The sequence below is a fragment of the Streptomyces spinosisporus genome, from assembly GCF_022698145.1.
Taxonomy (GTDB): Bacteria; Actinomycetota; Actinomycetes; order Streptomycetales; family Streptomycetaceae; genus Streptomyces; species Streptomyces spinosisporus.
The window spans coordinates 592689-613564 of record NZ_JALDAX010000001.1 but is presented as its reverse complement, the minus strand read 5'-3'; the positions used below and the strand labels follow the sequence as shown (position 1 = coordinate 613564).

The window sequence follows — 20876 nt, the reverse complement described above, 5'->3', positions numbered from 1 at the left end:
TCGGGACACTGAGACCTCCACACTCGGGACAGCCCTGCTTACCGACCAGTAAGTACTGGCCGGTTGTCATGGTGTGACACGTGTCAGAGGAGGTCAATCGCCCAGATGAGTGTTGTTGACGGATGTTCAGTGAAGGGGACTCAGCGCAGAGCGGGCTGATCGAGCGTCAGCGTGCGCGCGTCGGCGTCCAGTTCCGCCGTGACCCCGAAGGGGACAGTCAGCGCCCCCGCGCAGTGCCCGAAACCGAACTCCTCCACGACCGGGATCCCGAGGCCGGCCAGCCGGTCCGTCAGCACCGCGCGCACCCCGTCGTAGGGTCCGCACTCCTCCCACGAGCCGAGCGCGATCCCGCCGACGCCGTCCAGCCATCCGCTGCGCAGCAGTTGGGTCAGCATCCGGTCGATGCGGTACGGCCGCTCGCCGACGTCCTCGACCAGCAGCAGTCCGCCCCGGGCGCCGGGATGGGCGTGAGGCGTGCCGAGGTCGGAGGCCAGCAGGGCAAGACAGCCGCCCACGGTGACGCCGCGGGCCCGCCCGGGCACCACGGTGGCTCCGGCGGAGGCGATGGTGCGGGCGTCCTCCGGGGCGAACAGCGTGGTCCGCAGATGCTCCTGCGCCCGGCCGTTCTTGATGAAGTCGACACCGGCGGCCGCGGGACCGTACAGGGTGACCAGGCCCAGGCGGGTGGCGAACGCCTGGTGCAGCGTGGTGACGTCGCTGAAGCCCACGAACACCTTGGGCCCCGCGGTCCGCATCGCCTCCCAGTCGAGCAGGTCGACCATCCGCTGTGCCCCGTACCCGCCCCGCGCGCACATCACGGCGGCCACGGACGGATCGCACCAGGCGCGCTGCAGATCGGCGGCCCGGTCCGCGTCGCTGCCCGCCAGATAGTCGAACTCCCCGTGCCGGTCCAGCACATGGGGCGCCACCACCGGGTCGAGGTCCCAGCCGCGCAGCACGTCGAGCCCCGCCTGCACCCGCTCCTCGGGCACCGGCCCACTGGGGGCGACGATCGCCACGCGGGCGCCGGGGGCCAGCCGGGAGGGCCGCCGCAGTGGCCGGAGGTGCTCGCTCACTTGGACAGCTCCAGGGTCGGGACGCCCTGCGGATTGAGGCCGAACACCTGGGCGTACAGGGAGAGTTCGGACTCCAGGACGCGGATCATGGTGTCGGCCCGGCGGAAGCCGTGCCCCTCCCCCTCGAAGGCGATGTAGGCGTGCGGCACCCGCCGTCCCTCCATCCGGGCCAGGAACCGCTCGCACTGCGCGGGCGGGCAGATCACGTCGTCCAGGCCCTGCAGCAGCAGGAAGGGCACGGTGATGCGGTCGGCGTGCTCGGCGGGCGAGCGCTCCGTGTACCGGCCCGGCACCTCGGCGAGCGGTCCGACCAGCGTCTCCAGGTACTGCGACTCGAAGTCGTGGGTCTCCCCCGTGCCCCAGGCGGTGAGATCGAGGATGGGGTAGATGATCGTGCCGCAGGCGTACACGTCGGTGGCGGCGAGCGAGGCGGCCGAGGTCCAGCCGCCCGCGCTGCCGCCGCGGATCGCGAGCCGGTCGCGGTCGGCGGTGCCCTCCTCGGCGAGCGCGAGGGCGACCGCCGCGCAGTCCTCGACGTCGACCACACCCCACTGCTCGCGCAGCCGGCCGCGGTACTCACGCCCGTACCCGGTCGAGCCGCCGTAGTTGACCTCGGCGACCCCGATGCCCCGGGAGGTGAAGTAGGCGATCTCCAGGTCGAGCACGAGCGGCGCCCGGCTGGTGGGGCCGCCGTGCGCCCACACGACATACGGCGGGAGCTCGCCGCCGGGCGCGACACAGCCGGGGTTGTGCGGCGGATAGATGTGCGCGTGGATGTCGCGGCCGGCCGGTCCGGTGAAGGTGCGGATCTGGGGTTCGGGGTAGTAGGCGGGATCGACGGCGTCGTCGTGCTCGGCGCCGATCACCCGGGCCCGGCCCGTGCGGGTGTCCAGCTCCACGACCTCGTACGCGCTGCGCGGGCTGGCCCCGACACAGACGACGCGCTCCCCGTGCACCGCGAGCGTGGGGGCGAACTCGGTCCAGGGGCCCGCCGCGTCGACGACCTCGCCGCTGTCGGGGTCCAGTATCCCGAGCGCGGTGGCGCCGCGGCCGTGCACGACGGCGATCAGACCGCTGTCCAGCGGGGCGAACCAGCGCTGGCCGAGCTTCCACAGCGGCCCGCCGAACTCCTCCTCGCGCTCGCACAGCGGGGTGCCGTCGCGGTAGAGGTTCCACCAGCCGGTGCGGTCGCTCGCGTACAGCAGCGAGCCGTCGGCCGCCCACTCCACCTGGGCGACGGACTCCTCCGCTCCTCCGGCGAGGGTCCGTGCCGCCCGGAAGGTGCCGTCGTCGGCGACCTCGGCGACGACCAGCTCCGTGCCGTCCCAGGGCATCCGGGGATGGTCCCAGGCCAGCCAGGCGGCGCGCCCGCCGTCGGGCGAGAGCCGGGGGTCGGTGACGAACCGGTGCCGGTCGTCGGTGAGTTCGCGGACGGCGTCCCGGTCCTGGGCCGCCGAGCCGTCCAGCGGAACCGCGGCCAGGACACGGCGCACATCGGTGGGGCCGTCACCGGTGAACTCCTCCAGCACGCACCACACTTCACCGCGCTCCACCAGCACCTGCGGCTCGGCCCAGCGCAGCCCGCCGCCCACCGGCGAGAGAGGGGTCAGAGGGCGCGGCTCGCCGCCGGGTTCATGGCGGTACAGGCGCTGGTCGGCGAAGTCGACGAACACCACGAGCGGTGCACCGTCCACCACGGCGGCGGACCAGGGCTGTCCGCCGTACTCGATGACACGGCTGCGGACGTTCCACGGCGCGGGCAGCACCTGCTCCTCGCGGCCGTCGGCGCGGCGCCGCACCAGGGTGCGCCGGCCGCCCTCGGCGGGACGCGGCTCGGTCCACCACGCCTCGTCGCCGACGAAACCGACGAACTCGGGCCGCCCGTCGTGCGCGGCCGCCAGCGCCGCGTCGATGGGCGACGGCCAGGATCCGTACGCCAGGGTCTGCACGCTCTCCCCCACCTTCACTCAGGCCGTCCGCAGGAACCGGTCGAGTACCCGCACACCGAAGTGCAGTGCCCCCACCGGGACTCTCTCATCCACTCCGTGGAACATGGCCTGATAGTCGTAGCCCTCGGGGAGCTCGAGCGGAGTGAACCCGTAGCCGGTGATGCCGAGGCGGGAGAACTGCTTGGCGTCCGTGCCGCCCGACATGCAGTACGGCACCACATGCCCCTCGGGCGCGAACTCCTCGATGGCCTCCCGCATCCGCGCGTACGTCGGCGCGTCGACGGGTGCCTCCAGGGCCACCTCGCGGTGCACGAACTCCCAGTCCACGTCGGGTCCGGTGAGCCGGTCCAGGGTCGCCCGGAACTCGTCCTCGGCGCCGGGCAGAAAGCGTCCGTCGACGTGGGCGACGGCCTCTCCCGGGATCACGTTGACCTTGTAACCGGCGTCCAGCATGGTGGGGTTGGCGCTGTTGCGGACGGTCGACTCGACCAGCTTGGCGGCCGGGCCGAGCTTGCGCAGCAGCCCGTCGACGTCGGACAGGTCGGCGTCGAGGCCGTAGACCTCGGCCAGTCCGGCCAGCGCGGCCCGCACGGTCGCGGTGGGCCGCAGCGGCCACTCGTACGCGCCGATGCGGGTGACGGCGGCCGCGAGACGGGTGACCGCGTTCTCCTTGTTCACCTTGGAGCCGTGTCCCGCGCGCCCGCGCGCGCTGAGTTTCAGCCAGCCCGTTCCGCGCTCGCCGGCCGCGAGCGGGTAGATCTGCCGGCCGCTGCCGTCGTGGAAGGTGAACGCCCCCGACTCGCTGATGCCCTCGGTGCATCCCTCGAAGAGCTCGGGGTGCTCGTCGGCGAGGAACCCCGCGCCGTCCCGGGCGCTGTCCTCCTCATCGGCGGTGAACGCGACGACGACATCGCGGCGCGGCCGGATCCCCTCGCGCGCCCAGCCCCGCACGACGGCGAGGATCATCGCGTCCATGTTCTTCATGTCGACCGCGCCGCGCCCCCACACGACGCCGTCGCGGACCTCACCGGAGAAGGGGTGCACGCTCCAGTCGTCGGCCTGCGCCGGGACGACATCCAGATGACCGTGGACGAGCAGCGCGTCGGCAGACGGGTCGCTCCCCTCGATCCGGGCCACCACATTGGCCCGCCCCTCGGTGCGCTCCAGGAGCATGGGCTCCAGTCCCGCCCCGGCCAGCTGCTCGGCCGCGTACTCGGCGGCCGGCCGCTCCCGGCAGTCGCCGCCGCCCCGGTTGGTCGTGTCGATGCGGATCAGATCGGAGGTGAACCGGACGACCTCGTCCAGCGCCTGCTCGTCAGCCATACTGCTCCTCCACCGCGGCCGAGACGATCGTGGTGACCGCCTTGAAGGTACGGATGCCCTCGTACATGGTGTCGCTGGTGTACGCCACCTTCCGCTCGCCGATCCGCTCCACGCCCGGCACGACGGTCGCGGAGAGCGCGAGGTGCTCGGCGTCGAACTCCAGCGCCACGGTGAACGGCCCGCCCCGCACCGGCTCGTGACGGACCGCGAGCTGTGCGGCCTCCTTCGCGGCGGCCCGGATGTCGGCGGCGGTCCTGGCCGGTGTGCGGCACACGGCGGCGTAGCGCGAGACATGGTCCTTGACGGCGACCTTCAGCGCCTCGGGCGCATAGCCGAGTGCGTCCTCGCAGGCCAGGTCGTCGCCGGTGACGAGGACCACGGGCACGCCGTACTCGGCGACCACGTGCGCGTTCAGCAGGCCCTCGCTCGCCCGTACGTCGTTGAGCCACACGCCGGTGATGGAGTTGGCGAGGTAGGTGTGCGCGAGCACCCCCTCCATCCCGGCGCCCGTGTGGTAGCCGACGAAGGCGATGCCGTCCACGTCGCCGTGCTGCACGCCCTCCACCATGGACAGGGACTTGTGCCGCCCGGTGAGCATCTCGGTGCGCTCGTCCAGCTGCTCCAGGAACAGGTTGCGCATGCTCCAGTGGGCCTCGTTGACGACGACCTCGTCCGCCCCGCCGTCGAAGAACCCCAGCACGGCCGCATTCACGTCCGAGGTGAACATCGAACGGCACCGCTCCCACTGCGGAGTGCCCGGCAGCACGTCGGCAGGCCAGGTCACCCCCGTGGCACCCTCCATGTCGGCGCTGATCAGGATCTTCATGGAGCGCCACGTTACGCGCCGCGGGGGAAACCGGCCAGGAAGTCACCGGTCGGGGTGCAGGTCGTCACAGGTGCACGGCGACCGCGTCGAACGTCGTCTCAGGTGTCTGGGGGCTGGTGAAGCGGGCGTTGACGAGATACAGGCGGTGGCCGAAGCGGGCGATGGTGGTGGGGACGTCGAAGCGGGGGTCGGTGATGGTGCGGCGCAGGGTGGCGGTGGTGGCCTTGGCGTCGAGCTCGAAGACACTGATCAGGTTCAGCCGGTTCTGCACGACGTACAGCGTGCGGCCGATGCGCCACAGGCCGTCGCCCGCCATCACGTTCTCCGCGCCGGCCAGGGCGATCTCGGTGGCGGAGCCCGTCCTGAGGCTGATCTTGTACAGCCTGCCGGGGGTGCTGCTGACGACGATCAGGCCGCGGCCGCCCGGGGCGGAGACGATGCCGTTCGCGTTGTTGACGCCGGGGGTCTGCACCCAGTCACCGGTCAGCGGCAGGGTGCGCACCGTGCCGCCGCGGCCGCGCGGCACGCCGTACAGGACGGCGTCGAGCGAGTCGGTGAACCAGGCGCGGTCGTCGAGCAGGGTGACGTCGTTGATGAAGTGGCCGGTCTCCGGGCTCAGTCGGTAGGTGGTGAGGACCTTGCCGGTGCGGGAGTCGTGGATGCGCGCGACGCCCGTGCTGCCCGCGACGTACAGCAGCCCGTCGCGGTCCAGCTTGAGGCCGACGGCGACCTGGCCGGTCGCGCCGGCGTAGAGAACGCCGCCTTTTCCGGTGCGCAGATCGGTGCGGTAGATGGCGCCGTTGGCCCGCGAGCCCATGTAGGCGAACGGCCTGCTGCAGATCGTGATGCCCTCGGGGAGCCAGCCGTCGGGCAGCGGGAAGCGAGTGGGCCAGGTGGCTCTGCCGGTGGCGTCGGACGCGCTCGCGGTGCCCGCGCCGGTTCCCAGCGCGAGGGCGGTGACGGCGCCTGCGCCGAGCACGGCGCGGCGGGAGGGACGGGAGTGGTTCGAGGTCATGGTTCGGGCCTCCGGGGCGGTGAGGGTGGGACTCGGCGAACTCCTGAACTTTGCGAACCTTGGCGACTCGATGACCCGGCCTTGGCCGGGGTTTCGAATTCTGTTCGTGAAAACGAGCCGTCGTCCGCGGGAGTTCCCCGGCGCCCCACCGTCACCCGAAGGTGTCCCTCCAGGCCGTTGCGGCAGCGGAGGGAGGGTCGGGCCTCAGCCCATGCGCCCCGCCACCAGCCATGTCGAGGGCAGGACGATCGGGCTGCCGTCGGGCCCGGACTCCGTGGTGGTGAGCGGGAGTTCGCCGCTCGCGAGGACGGTGAGGCCGGCCGCCCGCAGATACTGCGGCAGCGCGTCGTCGGCCACCTCGCCCGGCGCGATGCCGTGCTGGAAGATCGGTGCGAGCTTGGGCGGCGGTCCCGTGGGGCTCTGCGCCAGGCCCATCAGCACGGGCTTTGCGGCTTCGGCGAGTTCCACGAGGAAGACCCGGCCGCGCTGTCCGACGAGTGTCGCGAGCCCGTCCGCCATGGGCTGCCGGTCGTCCGGCTCGGCCTGGTGCAGCACGCCGCGCATATAGACGTTGGCGTCGCCGAGTTCGGCGTGCAGCGTCTCCGTCTCGCCCTTCTCCACGGCGTCGAGCACACGGTAAGTGGCCTGTCCGGCCGGGTCGGCGTGCCGGGCGTGGTCGAGGGCGGCGCCCGACAGATCGGCGCCGACGACATGCCGGAAGCGCTCGGCGAGGAACCGCGTCTGGGTGCCGTTGCCGCAGCCGAGGTCCACCATCGCAAGGCCGGGGTCGGCGAGATGCGGTTCGAACAGCGCCAGGTGGACGCCCGCGGTCACGGCCGGCTCGGCGTCCCAGAACACCGCCCCCTGCTCATCCGGGGCCTCACGCCAGAAGCCGTCCCAGGCCTCGCGGTACCGTCTCGTCACGCTCATGCACAACTCCCCAGGGTGCGACGATCTCGCCCGTCCTGGCGACGGGCGAGTACGGTCTATCGCGCCCCGGTCACCGCTACAAGCGCGTGGCGCATTCCTTCACTCCGCATTCGAGAGGTATGCGCCCGGTGCGCCCTTCGCACTCCGGATACGGGGCCGGCGGCCCGGACTTCGGCATCGGCGCCGCGGACTGCGGGATCGCCGCGGACTGCGGGATCAGCGCCGCGGCAGGGTCAGTTCGAACCAGACGGTCTTGCCCGTCTTCGTACGGCTGGTGCCCCACTCCCGGGCGAGGGTGCTCACCACGCGCAGCCCGCGCCCGAACTCGTCGGTCGGACCGGCGCTGCGCAGCGTCGGCAGGTCGTGGTCGTCGTCCTCCACCTCGACCAGCAGGTGGTCGCCCCGGACGAGCCGCAGTTCCACGGGACGGCTGTGGGAGTGCCGTACGGCATTGGTGACGAGTTCGCTGACCATCAGCTCGGCGTTGCGGACGAGCCCGGCGAGCCCCCACTCGTGGAGCTGTTCACGGACGACGGCACGCGCGCGTGCGACCTCGATCGGGTCGAGGGCGAGGCGCCACTCGGCCACGTCGTCTGCCTCGACGCCGTTGAGCCGGGTCATCAGCAGGGCCACGTCGTCCTTGCGGCCACCGCGTGTGTTGAGGGCGCGGATGATCCGGTCGCAGGCGTCGTCCATGGAGGCGGCAGGGTGTGCCGCGGACTCGCAGAGTGTCGCCAGGCCCAGTTCGATGTCCTCGCCGCGCACCTCGACGAGGCCGTCGGTGCACATCACCAGCCGGTCGCCGGGCTGCACGCGCACGCGTACCGCCTCGAAGGGCACCCCGCCGACGCCGATCGGCGCGCCCGTCGGCAGGTCGAGCAGCTCGCTGCGGCCGTCGGCGGCACGGACCAGGACGGGCGGGATGTGACCGGCGTTGGCGATGTGCAGCTCGCCGGCGATCGGGTCGTAGACGGAGTACAGACAGGTCGCGAGGTAGTTGTCGCCGAGCCGCTGGGCGAGGTCGTCGAGATTGCGCAGGAGCTGGGCGGGCGGCAGGTCCAGGGCGGCCATCGTCTGCACGGCCGTACGCAACTGGCCCATCATCGCGGCCGAGTTGAGGCCGTGGCCCATGACGTCGCCGACGACGAGGGCGGTGCGGGCGCCGGGCAGCTTCACCGAGTCGAACCAGTCGCCGCCGACCCGGCCCAGCAGCGTGCCGGGCAGGTAGCGGGTGGCGATGTCGCAGCCCGCCATGCGCGGCGGGATGTGCGGCAGCATGCTGTCCTGGAGGGTCTCGGCGACACTCTCCTGGTAGGTGTACATGCGCGCGTTGTCGAGCACGAGGCCCGCGCGGGCGGCGAGTTCGGCGCCGGTGACCCGGTCCATGTCGTTGAACTCGACGCGCTCCGGGTGGCGCAGCAGGATCATGAAGCCGAGCACGACGTTGCGGGCCTTCAGCGGCACCACCAGCATGGAGCGGCCCGTGATCAGCGGCCGGATGTCGCGCTTTTCGAACTGCGAGGCGATGGCGTGGCCCATCACCTCGCTGATCCGGGGCACGAGGACGGGCTCACCGCTGGTCATGCACTGGAAGAAGGGCGTGTGCGCCGGGAAGGGCATGGCCTCGCCGACCGGCACGACGTCGTCCCAGCGGCCGGGTTCGTCGGTGTGCTCCAGGGCCACCCGGTGCCACATGGTGGTGGTGTCCGGGACGCCGTCGGGGAACCCCTCCCCCGCGACCACCTGTTCCCGCAGATAGGTGCCTGCGACGTCCGTGAAGCGCGGCACGACTGCCTTGCTCACCTCGACGATGGTCCGCGACAGGTCGAGGGAGGTGCCGATGCGGGCGCTGACCTCGTTGAGGAACTCCAGGTGTTCCCGTACGGCGGCGTACTCCAGGTCCGGGGCCTCGTCGGCGGCTTCCTGCGGCAGGGCCCGGCCCTCGGCCGCCGCCCGCGCGGCCCGCTCCCGGCGGGCCTTGCGCTGGGCGCGCCGCGGCACGCCCCAGTCGGGGGTGACCGGCACCCGGTCGCTCTGGCTGAACTCCAGCACGGGATAGCCCAGTTCGAGGACCTGCGCGACGATGCGGGCGCTCTCGTCGACGCTCATGCTGGGCAGGATCTCGGGCAGCCGGCGGGCCAGCTGTTCGGCACCGGGGAAGTCGGTGTGCAGGGCGAAGCCGGGCGCGATCCGCTCGTACGCCATGTCCGCGGCGCCGCCGTCGGGGTCGTCCTGGCGCAGCCCCGCGGCGTCGGCGGCGAGCACCAGCAGCCGCTCGCTCCCCGGACCCACCAGGGGGTACGCCCACCACAGCACGTCCACGCGCGCGTGGTCCCCCTCGGGCGCGGGCACGGTGAGGCGGGCGCGGCCCGCGGCCGGGTAGGAGAGCCTGCCGTCGAGGGACGATTCGAGGTCGGGTCCGAGTCCGTCGTAGACGGCGTACGTCCCGTACGGAGCGATGTCGTCGTCCTCGGGCAGGGCGCCGGAGACGGGCAGCAGGTCGACGGCGGAGCGGCCCAGCGCCTCGTCCTTGGGGACCCCGAACAGCCGTCCCGCGCCCCGGCTCCAGTGGGAGACCAGGCCGTCACGGTCGGCCACGACCACGGCCAGCGGGATGCGGCCGACCGCGACGGACTCCTCCGCCGTGCCGGTCACGGTTCCGCGGCCGGGAGGAGTGTCCCTCCCGGTGCCACGGTCGGTGCCGTTGTCCATGGCCCAGGGCCTCCCTCCCCCACGGCTCCGCAAGATCTGTGCCGCCTACTCCACCGTACGGCCCCGGTCGGAGGCGATGTGCGGCAATGCGGGAATTGGTGCCGCGGCCGTCCCGGTCCGGCTGATCCCCCGTCAGTCCTCGTGCCCCAACTGCAGGTCCCGTTCGGTCCGTCCGCCTCCCGCGACCTGCAGCACGGTGGCGACGGGCGGGTAACCGGCGGCGATGACGGTGTACTCGCCGGAGGAGAGATCGACGAACCGGAACGTTCCGTCGGGTCCGGTGGTGAGCGTGTCCACGACGTTGCCGGCCGCGTCGAGCAGCGTCACGCGCGCGTCCTCGACGGGCCGTCCGCCGCTCGCCCGCACGGTGCCCCGCAGCACGGCTCCTCCTGCGAGCTCGACGTCCTGGCGGGTCTCCCGGGCGGCCTGCACGCTGACGGGGAGCGCGGCCGGGCGGAACGCGGGCGCGCTGGCCGCGAGGGTGTACTCGCCGGCGACCAGCTCGGTGATGACATAGCCGCCCTCGCGTGCGCTGCGGGTGGTGGCGACGACCTCGCCGTGCACATTGGTGAGCGTCACGGTGGCGTCCCGCACGGGGGTGCCGTCGGCGGTCAGCACCGTGCCGGCGAGGCGTCCGGCGCCGCCGAGGACGACGTCCAGTTCGACGGGGCGCTCGCCGACGGTGACGGAGACGGCCTGCGGCTGGTGGCCGCCCGCGGCGGCGATGAGGACGTAGGAGCCCGGGCCGGGCGTGGACAGCGCGTACCGCCCGTCCTCACCGCTCGCGCCCCGGCCGATCTGCGTTCCCGCCACGTCGATGAGCGTGAGCGCCGCGCGCGGGACGACGGTTCCGTCGGGGTGCTGCACCGTGCCGCAGACGGGAATTCCGGCGCCGCGGGGCGAACGTGCCTGCGGCACCGTGATGTTCACCGGCTCCGATTCGGTCGCGTGAGGGGACGCTGCGCTGTTCAAGAGGGGGATCTCCTTGAGGAAGAAGGCGATGACGAGACCGACGGCCAGCACCGGCACCAGGTAGAGGAAGATGCGGGGCATGGCGTCGGCGTAGGCCCGGATGTAGTCGTCGCGCAGCGGGGCGGGCAGCGCGTGGACGAGCTGCGGAGTGATGGACTCGGGGTCGGGCAGGCGCTCGCCCGCGCGCGTGGGCAGCTGTTCTTCGAGGGCGTCGGTGAGCCGGTGGGCGAAGAGGGTGCCGAAGATCGCGGCTCCGACGCTGCCGCCGATCTGCCGGAAGTAGTTGTTGGCACTGGTGGCCGTGCCGAGGTCGGCCGGGCGGACGGAGTTCTGCACGGCGAGGACCAGGACCGGCATCACCATGCCGATGCCGGCGCCGAGGACCGCCATCCAGATGCTGTAGTGCAGCCGGGGCGTGTCGATGTCGAGCCGGGACAGCAGCCACATGCCGAGCACGGAGACGGCGCTGCCGAGCACGGGGTAGATCTTGTAGCGCCCGGTGTGGCTGATGAGCTGCCCGGAGATGATCGAGGCGCCGACGATGCCGCCCATCATGGGCAGCATCAGCAGGCCCGACTCGGTGGCGGAGGCTCCGTCGACCATCTGCAGGAAGGTCGGCAGATAGCTGGCGGCGCCGAACAGCGCGACGCCGATCACCAGGCCCACCAGGCCGGTGACGTTGAAGACGGAGTCCCTGAACAGCCTGAGCGGGATGAGGGGTTCGGCGGCGAAGTGTTCGGCGGCGACGAAGAGCACCGTGGCGGCCAGCGCTCCGGCCCCGAGCCCGAGGATGACCCGTGAGCCCCAGGCGTACTCGGTGCCGCCCCAACTGGTCAGCAGGACCAGGCAGGTCGAGGCGGCGGCGAGCAGCAGCGCGCCGAGGAGGTCGAGCCGCGGCCTGACGCTCGGCCTCGGCAGCTTCAGCACGACGGTGACGACGGCGAGCGTGACGAGGCCGAAGGGGACGTTGAAGTAGAAGCACCAGCGCCAGGAGAGGTGGTCGGTGAAGTAGCCGCCGAGCAGGGGGCCGGCCACGGACGCGAGGCCGAACGCGGCGCCGATCAGGCCCATGAAGCGGCCCCTGCGGCGGGGCGGCACGATGTCCGCGATGATCGCCTGCACGCCGATCATGAGCCCGCCCGCGCCCACGCCCTGGACCGCGCGGAAGGCGATCAGCTGGTCCATGGACTGCGCCCGGCCCGCGAGCGCGGCACCGATCACGAAGATGACGATGGCGAACTGGAAGACGCCCTTGCGGCCGAGCAGGTCGCCGAGCTTGCCGTAGATCGGGAGCCCGATGGTGGCGGTCAGCAGATAGGCGGTGATCGCCCAGGACATCCGGTCCAGGCCGTGCAGCTCGCCGACGATCTTCGGAAGCGCGGTGGCGACGATCATCTGCTCCAGGGCGGCGAGCAGCAGGGCCAGCATCAGCCCGAGGAAGACCAACCGCACCCGGCGCGGGCTCAGTTCGGCCGGAACGGCCGGTGCGGCGGCGGGCGTTCGCGCAGGTGCCGGCGCCGCTTCCCGGTGCACCAGAGTCGTCCCGCCCACGTACCGCTCCCCTCGTCGCGCTGCCACGCAATTCCCGCGTAAGGCGACAACTACGAGCAAGCACGACGAGTTACGGCAGACCGGTGCGATCCCTGCAGATCCACTCGATCCGGTGAGCGGGTCAACAGCCCCTGAACACCGGGGACTTGTCTTTCACGCGCCGGGAGCTACTTCTCGACCTCGGTGGCGAGTTTGGCGAGCACGGCGTCGTAGATCCGGCCGAGGCCTTTGGGGGCGAAGGTCTTCTCGAAGAAGCCGCCGATCCCGCCTGCGCCGTTCCAGACGGTGGTCACGACGACCCGGGAGCTGCCCTCCCCGGCCGGGGTGACCCGCCAGGTGGTGACCATCGAGGAGTTGCGGTCCTTCTCGACGAGTTCGCCGTCGGTGGGCTCGCTGACCTCCAGGAGGCAGTCGCGCACCCGCTTGCTGGTGGCCTGGAGCTTCCAGTGGACGAGGGTGCCCTCGCCGTCGCCGCCCTCGCGCACCTCGTACTCGCTGAAGTGCTCGGGCAGCAGCTTCGCGCGCGTGCCGCTGTAGTCGGCGAGGGCGTCGAACACCTTCTCCGCGTCTGCCGCGACGACCCGCTCGGTAGTGGCCTCGACCTGCGCCATCGGTTCCTCCAGGACTTGCGTTCTCGGGGTTGGGGCAAGCCAACCACCCCCGCCCACGGCCGCCCAAATCGGGGTGCCCCGGTGTTCGAAGGGACCTTCGAAAGGATCGAGGGGCACCCTTGCACGGAAAATCGAACACGTGTTTCACTCTGGTGGCAGAGCTACCGAGGAGGCGTCATGCGCTGGGAGAACCTCACAGTGGAGTCCGGCGGCCACAGCAGGGCGGCCGACGCCGCGCTGTTCGGCGCGGACGCCGTGGTCAGCCGTACCTTCGACACGCCGGAGTTCCGCGGAATCACCTTCCACGAGGTGCGGGCCCGCTCGATCATCAACCGGGTGCCGGGGGCCTCGCGGATGCCCTTCGAGTGGACGGTCAACCCCTACCGGGGCTGCTCGCACGCATGCGTGTACTGCTTCGCCCGCAGGACGCACACCTATCTGGACCTCGACTCGGGCCTCGACTTCGACTCGCAGATCGTGGTCAAGGTGAACGCCCCGGAGCTGCTGCGCCGCCAGCTCGGCTCGCGCCGCTGGCAGGGCGAGCACATAGCGATGGGCACCAACGTCGACTGCTACCAGCGCGCCGAGGGCCGCTACCGCCTGATGCCGGGCATCCTGTCCGCCCTGCGCGACCACGCCAACCCCTTCTCGATCCTGACCAAGGGCACGCTGATCCTGCGCGACCTCGACCTGCTGGTGCAGTCGGCACAGGTGACGGACGTCGGCATCTCCGTCTCCGTCGGCTTCACCGACCCCGAGCTGTGGCGCACGGTGGAGCCGGGCACGCCCGCCCCGGAGCGCCGTCTGGACGTCGTGCGCACGCTCGCCGACCACGGCCTCGGCTGCGGCGTCCTGATGGCCCCGGTGATCCCGTTCCTCAGCGATCACCCGGCCCAACTGCGGGCCACCGTACGGGCGATCGCGGCCGCCGGGGCCACCTCGGTCACCCCGCTGGTGCTGCATCTGCGCCCCGGGGCCCGCGAGTGGTTCATGGCCTGGCTGGCCCGGCACCACCCGTATCTGGTGCGCCGCTACGAGCGCCTGTACGCGGACGGCTCCTACGCCCCGAAGTGGTACCAGCGCCGGATCACCCGTCAGGTGCACGAGCTGGCGCGGGAGTACGGGATCGGCCCCACGCGCGCGGGCATGCCCCGCCGGATCCAGCCATCGGAGCCGCCCGAGCCGTCGATGCCCGAATCAACCCAACTCACGTTGATTTGAGATCATTCGTGGGCATCCGGCGACCCAATTGGGTCAAGTATTGCCAGAACGAGTTCTTCCGCAGCCGCTTTCCGGGACGATGCGGCGAGGACCGTGAGACTCGCGGCCCGCAACCCTCCGTCCTGGGAGGACTCCATGAGAAAACGCGCAGCCGTGCTGTGCGGTGCCGCCGTCGTCGTGGCCGGGACCTTCACGGCCCTCCCCGCCGACGCGAGCACCTCGCAGGCCTCGGACACCGCTTCCGCGGCGAGACTCACCTGGAAGAACTGCGGCACCGCCGACTATCCGACGCTGCAGTGCTCCTCGCTGAAGGTGCCGCTGGACCACGACGACCCGCACGGGCGGCAGATCACGCTCGCGCTCTCGCGCGTGCAGCACACCGCGAAGAAGAGCCAGGGCCCGCTGCTGGTCAACCCCGGCGGCCCCGGCGGCAGCGGACTCTCGCTGGCCGGATTCGTCGCCTCCTCGCTGCCCAAGGCGGTCGCGGCGCAGTACGACGTCATCGGCTTCGACCCGCGCGGGGTGGGCCAGAGCAAGCCCGCTCTGGACTGCAAGCCGGGCTACTTCAACCCGGTGCGCCCCGACTCCGTGCCGAGGACGCGGGCCCTTGAGAAGGCCAACCTCTCCCGCGCCAAGTCCTTCGCCGCCGCCTGCGGCACGAAGTACGCGAGCCTGCTGCCGTACATCAACACCATCCAGGCCGTACGGGACATGGACTCCATCCGGGCGGCCCTGGGCGCGAAGCAGACCAGTTACTTCGGTTACTCCTACGGCACCTACCTCGGCGCGGTCTACGCGAAGCTCTTCCCCGAGCGCGTGAAGCGTCTGGTCCTGGACTCGATCGTCGACCCCACGGGCGTGTGGTACGAGGACAACATCGCGCAGGACTACGCCTTCGACGCCCGGCAGAAGGCCCTGATGGCCTGGATCGCCAAGTACGACTCGACGTACAAGCTGGGCACCGACCCGGCCAAGATCGAGGCCAAGTGGTACGCGATGCGGGCGGCGCTCGCCAAGAAGCCGGCCGGCGGCAAGGTGGGGGCGTCCGAGCTGGAGGACACCTTCATCCCGGGCGGCTACTACAACGGCTACTGGCCCTATCTGGCCGAGGCGTTCGCGGCCTATGTGAACGACAAGAACGCCGACCCGCTGGTCGAGGCGTACGACAACTTCGCGGCCGTCGACGCGTCCGGGGACAACGGCTACAGCATCTACACCTCGGTGCAGTGCCGTGACGCCTCCTGGCCGCGTGACTGGGACCAGTGGCGCAAGGACAACTGGGCGGTGTACGACAAGGCGCCGTTCATGGCGTGGAACAACGCCTGGTACAACGCGCCGTGCGCCTTCTGGCCGACCCACTCGAAGCACCCGGTGAGCATCGCCAACCACAAGCTGCCGCCGGTGCTGCTGTTCCAGGCGACCGATGACGCGGCCACCCCGTACGAGGGCGGCGCGACCGTCCACCAGTTGCTGGCCCGCTCCAGCTTCGTGGTCGAGCAGGGTGGCGGGAACCACGGCATCACGCTGAGCGGGAACGCCTGCCTGGACAAGTACCTCGCCGACTATCTGTCGAACGGGACGGTGCCGCGCAGCGGCGGCGAGGTCGACGCGGTGTGCCCCAAGCTGCCCGATCCCACTCCACTGGCCGCCGCGAAGACGGCGTCCGGCTCCACCGGTGGTTCGGAGCTGCACGGAATGCTGGGCTTCCGCGGCTGAGTCCGGCCCGGACGTCCCGCACCTGAGAGCCCGTCGGGGGCGTTGTCACACCCATGGTCCAGGATGGACGCATGAGTGAGCCGACCAGGATTCCCGCCCCCGACGGGGTCTTCCCCGCCGCCCAGTACAGCCACGTCGTCACGGCCACCGGGCGCCTCGTCGCGATCTCCGGGCAGATCGCCGTGGACGAGGAAGGCAAGATCGTCGGCGAGGGCGACGCGGAGAGCCAGGCCCGCCAGATCTTCGAGAACCTCCGCCGCTGCCTCGCCGCCGCCGGCGCGACCTTCGACGACGTCGTCAAACTCACCTTCTTCGTCACGGACATGGCCCACATGCCCGCGATCCGCACGGCCCGCGCGGCACACATCCCCGACGACCGCCTCCCGGCCGCCTCGGCCGTGCAGGTGTCCGCCCTGGTGCGCCCCGAATTCCTGATGGAGATCGAGGCACTCGCGGTCCTGAGCACATGAACGCCCCCCAGGTCCGCGAGATGACCCTCGCCGGCTGCGACCGCGTGGCCGAGATCAGGGTCGGCGGCCGGCAGTGGGCGTACCGCGGCCTGATGCCGCAGGCGCACCTCGACGCGATGAGCCCGAGCGAGGACGCGGAACGCCACCGCACCCGCTTCCGGCAGGCCAGGCCCGGGGTGCTGAACCTGGTCGCCGAACAGGAGGGCGAGACCGTGGGCTGGCTCTGCCACGGCCCCTGTCGGGACGGCGAAGTGCCGCCCAGGAGTGCCGAGTTGTACGCGCTCTACGTCGACCCCGTGCGGTCCGGCGCCGGCGTCGGACAGGCGCTCCTCGGCGAGTCGATACGACGCTGTTCGGCCGCCGGGCACGCGCGGATGTACCTGTGGGTGCTGCGGGACAACGCACGCGCCCGGCGCTTCTACGAACGGTCCGGTTTCCGCGCCGACGGCGTCGAGGAGCCGTACGAGGTGGCGGGTGTCGCGGTGCCCGAGGTGCGGTACGTCCGGGAGTTGACGGGGTGACGGGGCCGCGCGGCGGCCGGGGTCATCTCTGCTTGGGGATGCGGGCCAGTGCGCGTACCGCTGCTTCCGCGAGGGCCGGGTGGGCGAGGGCCTCGTTCAGGACGGGGCGGGCGCGGGCGTCCTCCAGGGTGCCGAGGCCGTCCACGCAGGCGAGGGCCACGCGGCGGTAGGGGTCGTGCGGGCGCAGTCTGCGTTGCAGCGTCGTGATGAGCGCCGGCACGGACTCGGGTGCGCGCAGGTCCGTGAGCAGCCTGACCGGGTGCAGGGCGTAGGCGACGCGGAGTTCGTTGGTGGCGAGGGCGGCGGCCGCGCGGGCGGTGCGGGGGTCGCCCAGGCGGGCGAGGGCGTACGCGGCGGAGGCGCAGCGCGGCGGGTCGCGGTGGTTGAGCAGCAGGACGAGGGACTCGAAGGCGCGCCGGTCGCCCGCGAGCCCCAGCCGGAACGCGGCCAGCTCCCGGGCCCACAGGGGCCGTCCCGTCTCGGTGAGCACCCGCGCCAGCTCGTCGAGGTCGTCGGTCGCCAGAAGACGCTCGAAGGCGAGGGAGCCTCCCGACTCCGTCCGTAAGCGCTCCGTGAGTGATCGCAACTCTTCGTCCATGACTCAGACATTAGAGGGGGCGGCGATCTCCCGGGACGTACATCACAAACACGGGGGCTGGCGCGCTCGTTACTCGCCGGTTAAGCTCATAAGAGCGAGTCACCCACTCGCACCCCCTCATGCCGGCCTGGTGACGCAGCCGTCGTGAGAAGTCGGTTCGGTACGTCATGTACCGCAGCACGACCCGGCCACGGGACAGGGCCGGTCGGTTTCCCACCGTTCGCTCCAGGCGTGTGCGCGCCCACGGCGACGGCACCGGGCGTGTGCGCTCGCAGCCCGGCAACACCCGCATCCCTCACGCACCCTGCGCCATGGTCCGGCCCCGGCCGGTCCGTTCCCGGCGCACCAGGGCGCGCTCCCAGTCGTCACCCTCATTCCTGGAGTCCCGCGATGGCCACTCCCCTGTCCCCCTCTTCCTCCTCCCTGTCCACCGTCGCCGTCGTCGGCCTCGGCACCATGGGCACCGGTATCACCGAGATCCTCGCCAGGGCCGGCCGCGAGGTCGTCGGCATCGACATCAGCGAGGCCGCGGCCGCCCAGGCCGTCGCCGCCCTGGAGGCCACCACCGCCCGCGCCGTGGAGCGGGGCCGGCTGACCGAGCAGGAGCGCGCCGACGCCCTCGCCCGCGTCCGCACCTCCACCGACCTGCGCGCCGCTGCCGACGCGGACCTGGTCATCGAAGTGGCCCCGGAGTCGTACGAGATCAAGCAGCAGATCTTCCGTGAACTCGACGGCATCGTGCGGCCGGAGACGATCCTCGCGACCGGCACCAACGCCCTGTCGGTGACCCGTCTGGCCGCCGACTCCGCCCGCCCGGAGCGCGTGCTCGGCCTGCACTTCTTCAACCCGGCGCCGGCGATGAAGCTCGTCGAGGTCGTCTCCTCGGTGCTGACCGCACCGACTGCCGTCTCCGCGGTCACCAACCTCGCCCTCGACCTCGGCAAGGAGCCCGTGGCCGTCGGCGACCGCCCCGGATTCGTCGCCGACGGGCTGCTGTTCGGCTACCTCAACCAGGCCGCCGCGATGTACGAGGCGAAGTACGCCTCCCGCGAGGACATCGACGCCGCGATGCGGCTCGGCTGCGGTCTGCCGATGGGCCCGCTGGCGCTGCTCGACCTGATCGGCGTGGACACGGCCCGCACGGTCCTGGAGGCGATGTACGCCGCCTCCCACGACCGGCTGCACGCCCCCGCGCCGATCCTCAAGCAGCTCAGCGAGGCGGGCCTGACCGGCCGCAAGTCGGGCCGCGGCTTCTACAGTTACGAGGCCCCGGGCAGCGCCACCGTCGTGCGCGACGCGCTGACGCCGCTGGAGGGCGCCGCCCTCACCCCCGGCCGCGAGGTCCGCTCCGTCGGCGTCGCCGGCTCCGGCACGATGGCGTCCGGCATCGTCGAGGTCTTCGCCAAGGCGGGCTACGAGGTCGTGCTCGCCGCCCGCAGCGACGAGAAGGCGCAGGCCGCCAAGGCCCGTATCGGCAAGTCGCTTTCGCGCTCTGTCGACAAGGGCCGGATGACCGCCGAGGCCGCCGCCGAGACCCTGGACCGGATCACCGCGGCGGGTTCGTACGAGGCCTTCGCCGACGTCGACCTGGCCGTGGAGGCGGTCGCCGAGGACCTGGAGGTCAAGCAGCAGCTGTTCGCCACGCTGGACAAGGTCTGCAAGCCGGGCGCGGTGCTGGCCACCACGACCTCCTCGCTGCCCGTCGTCGCCTGCGCCCGCGCCACCTCGCGCCCGCAGGACGTGATCGGCATGCATTTCTTCAACCCCGCACCGGCGATGAAGCTGGTCGAGGTCGTGCGGACGGTGCTGACGGCGGAGGACGTCCACGCGACCGTCCGCGAGGTCTGCACGAAGATCAGGAAGCACGCGGTGGACTGCGGCGACCGGGCGGGCTTCATCGTGAACGCGCTGCTCTTCCCGTACCTCAACAACGCGGTCAAGATGGTGCAGGAGCACTACGCGACGCTCGACGACATCGACGCCGCCATGAAGCTGGGCGGCGGCTACCCGATGGGTCCGTTCGAGCTGCTGGACGTCGTCGGGCTCGATGTCTCGCTCGCGATCGAGAAGGTCCTGCACCGCGAGTTCCGCGACCCGGGTCTGGCCCCCGCCCCGCTCCTGGAGCACCTGGTGGCCGCGGGCTGCCTCGGCCGCAAGACGGGCCGCGGCTTCCGTGAATATGCCCGCCGCTGACGGCGTCCGCGACCGGTTCGAAGGCGGCGAGGACTGGGGCGGACTGCTCGACCCGGGCAGTCTCCCCCCGCTCGCGAGCCCCGGCTCTCCCCCGCCCGCCGAGGGCGGGGGAAACCCCGTACACGCGCAACAAGCTGCGCACATGCAGTACGTTCGGGTCATGTCCCAGCCCGCCAAGTCCTCACGTACACCAGCCACGCCCGACGCGCCGGAGAGTGCCGCAGGCAGTCGTGCGGCCGCCCAGCGCCTCAGGATGCGCCGCGAACTGGCGGCCGCGGCGATGGAGCTGTTCGCGACCAAGGGGTACGAGGCGACCACCGTCGACGAGATCGCGGCCGCGGCCGGGGTCGCCCGCCGCACCTTCTTCCGCCACTTCCGTTCCAAGGAGGAGGCGATCTTCCCGGACCACGACGACACACTGGTCCGCGCGGAGGCGGTCCTGAACGCGGCACCCGCGCACGAGCATCCGCTCGACACGGTGTGCCGCGGCATCAAGGAAGTCATGCGGATGTACGCGGCCCGGCCGGAGATCTCGGTCGCCCGCTACAAGCTGACGCGCGAGGTGCCCACCCTGCGCGAGGCGGAGATCGCGTCGGTGGCCCGCTACGAGCGCCTCTTCACCCGCTATCTCCTCGGCCACTTCGACGAGCACGCGCACGACGACGACGCCAACGACGACCCGCTGCTGGCGGAGGTCGCCGCGTCCGCCGTGGTCACCGCCCACAACCACGTGCTGCGGCGCTGGCTGAGGGCCGGCGGACAGGGCGACGTGGAGGCGCAGCTGGACCACGCCTTCGCGATCGTGCGCAAGACGTTCGGGACGGGCATCGGGGCGGGCCGCTCCACGGCGCCGCGGCAGACGGTCCCGGCGACGGTCTCGCACCAGGGCGAGGTTTTGGTCACGGTCGCCCGCACGGACGCGCCGCTGGACGAGGTCATGCGGACCATCGAGGAGGCGCTCAAGGAGCGCTGAGCGGCTCCTTGCCGCTGTGATGACGGCCACCCTTCGGGGTGGCCGTTTTGGCATGTCAGAGCCCCTTTTCGCGCGGATTTCCGAGGCTGTTCGATCGATCATCGCTCATTTGTCGCGTAAAGATTTCGCCTGAGCGCAATCTCTGGCACTCAGTGCCTTGCAGGGTGACACGCGGTGTCATACGTTGAAGGAGTCCGGGCGGCCGGCGTACAGCGATCT

At 71.7% G+C, this 20876-nt stretch carries 16 protein-coding genes; 6 read left to right on the top strand and 10 right to left on the bottom strand.

Annotation, left to right across the window (positions count from 1 at the left end; translation table 11 throughout):
• Nucleotides 1-140: 140 nt before the first annotated feature.
• The 9 genes from MQN93_RS02605 to MQN93_RS02565 all read right to left on the bottom strand — a co-directional run bounded on the left by MQN93_RS02605 (nt 141) and on the right by MQN93_RS02565 (nt 12965).
• Nucleotides 141-1076: a S66 peptidase family protein gene (locus MQN93_RS02605; protein WP_242708102.1), complete on the bottom strand. Its 936-nt coding sequence runs from the start codon at nt 1074-1076 to the stop codon at nt 141-143.
• Nucleotides 1073-3025 (bottom strand): prolyl oligopeptidase family serine peptidase, encoded by a 1953-nt coding sequence (locus MQN93_RS02600; protein ID WP_242708101.1) that lies wholly within the window; start codon nt 3023-3025, stop codon nt 1073-1075. Before MQN93_RS02600 ends, MQN93_RS02605 begins: the two co-directional genes overlap by 4 nt.
• A gap of 18 nt (nt 3026-3043) precedes the next feature.
• A complete protein-coding gene (locus tag MQN93_RS02595) occupies nt 3044-4348 on the bottom strand; it encodes a M20/M25/M40 family metallo-hydrolase (protein ID WP_016431728.1) in 1305 nt (434 codons plus the stop codon).
• The gene (locus MQN93_RS02590; RefSeq protein WP_016431729.1) at nt 4341-5174 is read right to left on the bottom strand and encodes a M55 family metallopeptidase; all 834 of its coding nucleotides are present in this window, start codon (nt 5172-5174) and stop codon (nt 4341-4343) included. The genes MQN93_RS02595 and MQN93_RS02590 overlap by 8 nt, the downstream gene beginning before the upstream one ends.
• 64 nt (nt 5175-5238) lie before the next feature.
• A complete protein-coding gene (locus tag MQN93_RS02585; RefSeq protein ID WP_242708100.1) occupies nt 5239-6189 on the bottom strand; it encodes an SMP-30/gluconolactonase/LRE family protein in 951 nt (316 codons plus the stop codon).
• A 204-nt stretch (nt 6190-6393) separates the two neighbouring features.
• Entirely contained in the window at nt 6394-7119 is a 726-nt protein-coding gene (locus MQN93_RS02580; protein WP_242708099.1) for a class I SAM-dependent methyltransferase, read from the bottom strand.
• Nucleotides 7120-7335: 216 nt separating this feature from the next.
• Nucleotides 7336-9831, bottom strand: a complete 2496-nt coding sequence (locus tag MQN93_RS02575; protein WP_242708098.1) for an ATP-binding SpoIIE family protein phosphatase — start codon at nt 9829-9831, stop codon at nt 7336-7338.
• Between the two features lie 132 nt (nt 9832-9963).
• Nucleotides 9964-12354, bottom strand: coding sequence for an MFS transporter (locus MQN93_RS02570; RefSeq protein ID WP_242708097.1), 2391 nt, complete (start codon nt 12352-12354; stop codon nt 9964-9966).
• A gap of 167 nt (nt 12355-12521) precedes the next feature.
• On the bottom strand, nt 12522-12965 hold the full coding sequence (locus tag MQN93_RS02565; RefSeq protein WP_016431734.1) for an SRPBCC family protein: 444 nt from the start codon (nt 12963-12965) through the stop codon (nt 12522-12524).
• A 177-nt stretch (nt 12966-13142) separates the two neighbouring features.
• On the opposite strand from MQN93_RS02565, the gene MQN93_RS02560 reads away from it, so the two are divergent.
• From MQN93_RS02560 to MQN93_RS02545, 4 genes are all read left to right on the top strand, one after another.
• Nucleotides 13143-14186 (top strand): Rv2578c family radical SAM protein, encoded by a 1044-nt coding sequence (locus MQN93_RS02560; protein ID WP_016431735.1) that lies wholly within the window; start codon nt 13143-13145, stop codon nt 14184-14186.
• A gap of 135 nt (nt 14187-14321) precedes the next feature.
• Complete coding sequence (locus MQN93_RS02555; protein WP_242708096.1) at nt 14322-15902, top strand: alpha/beta hydrolase; 1581 nt, start codon at nt 14322-14324, stop codon at nt 15900-15902.
• Between the two features lie 71 nt (nt 15903-15973).
• Nucleotides 15974-16372 (top strand): RidA family protein, encoded by a 399-nt coding sequence (locus tag MQN93_RS02550; protein WP_242708095.1) that lies wholly within the window; start codon nt 15974-15976, stop codon nt 16370-16372.
• Entirely contained in the window at nt 16369-16893 is a 525-nt protein-coding gene (locus tag MQN93_RS02545; protein WP_242708094.1) for a GNAT family N-acetyltransferase, read from the top strand. The genes MQN93_RS02550 and MQN93_RS02545 overlap by 4 nt, the downstream gene beginning before the upstream one ends.
• Nucleotides 16894-16915: 22 nt before the next feature.
• On the opposite strand, the gene MQN93_RS02540 is transcribed toward MQN93_RS02545, so the two are convergent.
• Nucleotides 16916-17491: an adenylosuccinate lyase gene (locus MQN93_RS02540; protein ID WP_016431739.1), complete on the bottom strand. Its 576-nt coding sequence runs from the start codon at nt 17489-17491 to the stop codon at nt 16916-16918.
• Between the two features lie 390 nt (nt 17492-17881).
• Between MQN93_RS02540 and MQN93_RS02535 the strand changes: the two genes are divergently transcribed.
• Both MQN93_RS02535 and MQN93_RS02530 read left to right on the top strand, forming a co-directional pair.
• Nucleotides 17882-19684, top strand: a complete 1803-nt coding sequence (locus tag MQN93_RS02535; RefSeq protein WP_016431740.1) for a 3-hydroxyacyl-CoA dehydrogenase family protein — start codon at nt 17882-17884, stop codon at nt 19682-19684.
• 160 nt (nt 19685-19844) lie between these two features.
• Nucleotides 19845-20657: a TetR family transcriptional regulator gene (locus MQN93_RS02530; RefSeq protein ID WP_199786491.1), complete on the top strand. Its 813-nt coding sequence runs from the start codon at nt 19845-19847 to the stop codon at nt 20655-20657.
• Nucleotides 20658-20876: the final 219 nt, after the last annotated feature.

Excerpts from the sequence above, each read along its gene's own strand:
- MQN93_RS02595 (WP_016431728.1), bottom strand. The coding sequence starts at position 4,348 with ATGGCTGACGAGCAGGCGCTGGACGAGGTCGTCCGGTTCACCTCCGAT.
- MQN93_RS02590 (WP_016431729.1), bottom strand. The coding sequence starts at position 5,174 with ATGAAGATCCTGATCAGCGCCGACATGGAGGGTGCCACGGGGGTGACC.
- MQN93_RS02585 (WP_242708100.1), bottom strand. The coding sequence starts at position 6,189 with ATGACCTCGAACCACTCCCGTCCCTCCCGCCGCGCCGTGCTCGGCGCA.
- MQN93_RS02580 (WP_242708099.1), bottom strand. The coding sequence starts at position 7,119 with ATGAGCGTGACGAGACGGTACCGCGAGGCCTGGGACGGCTTCTGGCGT.
- MQN93_RS02575 (WP_242708098.1), bottom strand. The coding sequence starts at position 9,831 with ATGGACAACGGCACCGACCGTGGCACCGGGAGGGACACTCCTCCCGGC.
- MQN93_RS02565 (WP_016431734.1), bottom strand. The coding sequence starts at position 12,965 with ATGGCGCAGGTCGAGGCCACTACCGAGCGGGTCGTCGCGGCAGACGCG.
- MQN93_RS02560 (WP_016431735.1), top strand. The coding sequence starts at position 13,143 with ATGCGCTGGGAGAACCTCACAGTGGAGTCCGGCGGCCACAGCAGGGCG.
- MQN93_RS02555 (WP_242708096.1), top strand. The coding sequence starts at position 14,322 with ATGAGAAAACGCGCAGCCGTGCTGTGCGGTGCCGCCGTCGTCGTGGCC.
- MQN93_RS02550 (WP_242708095.1), top strand. The coding sequence starts at position 15,974 with ATGAGTGAGCCGACCAGGATTCCCGCCCCCGACGGGGTCTTCCCCGCC.
- MQN93_RS02545 (WP_242708094.1), top strand. The coding sequence starts at position 16,369 with ATGAACGCCCCCCAGGTCCGCGAGATGACCCTCGCCGGCTGCGACCGC.
- MQN93_RS02540 (WP_016431739.1), bottom strand. The coding sequence starts at position 17,491 with ATGGACGAAGAGTTGCGATCACTCACGGAGCGCTTACGGACGGAGTCG.
- MQN93_RS02535 (WP_016431740.1), top strand. The coding sequence starts at position 17,882 with ATGGCCACTCCCCTGTCCCCCTCTTCCTCCTCCCTGTCCACCGTCGCC.
- MQN93_RS02530 (WP_199786491.1), top strand. The coding sequence starts at position 19,845 with ATGTCCCAGCCCGCCAAGTCCTCACGTACACCAGCCACGCCCGACGCG.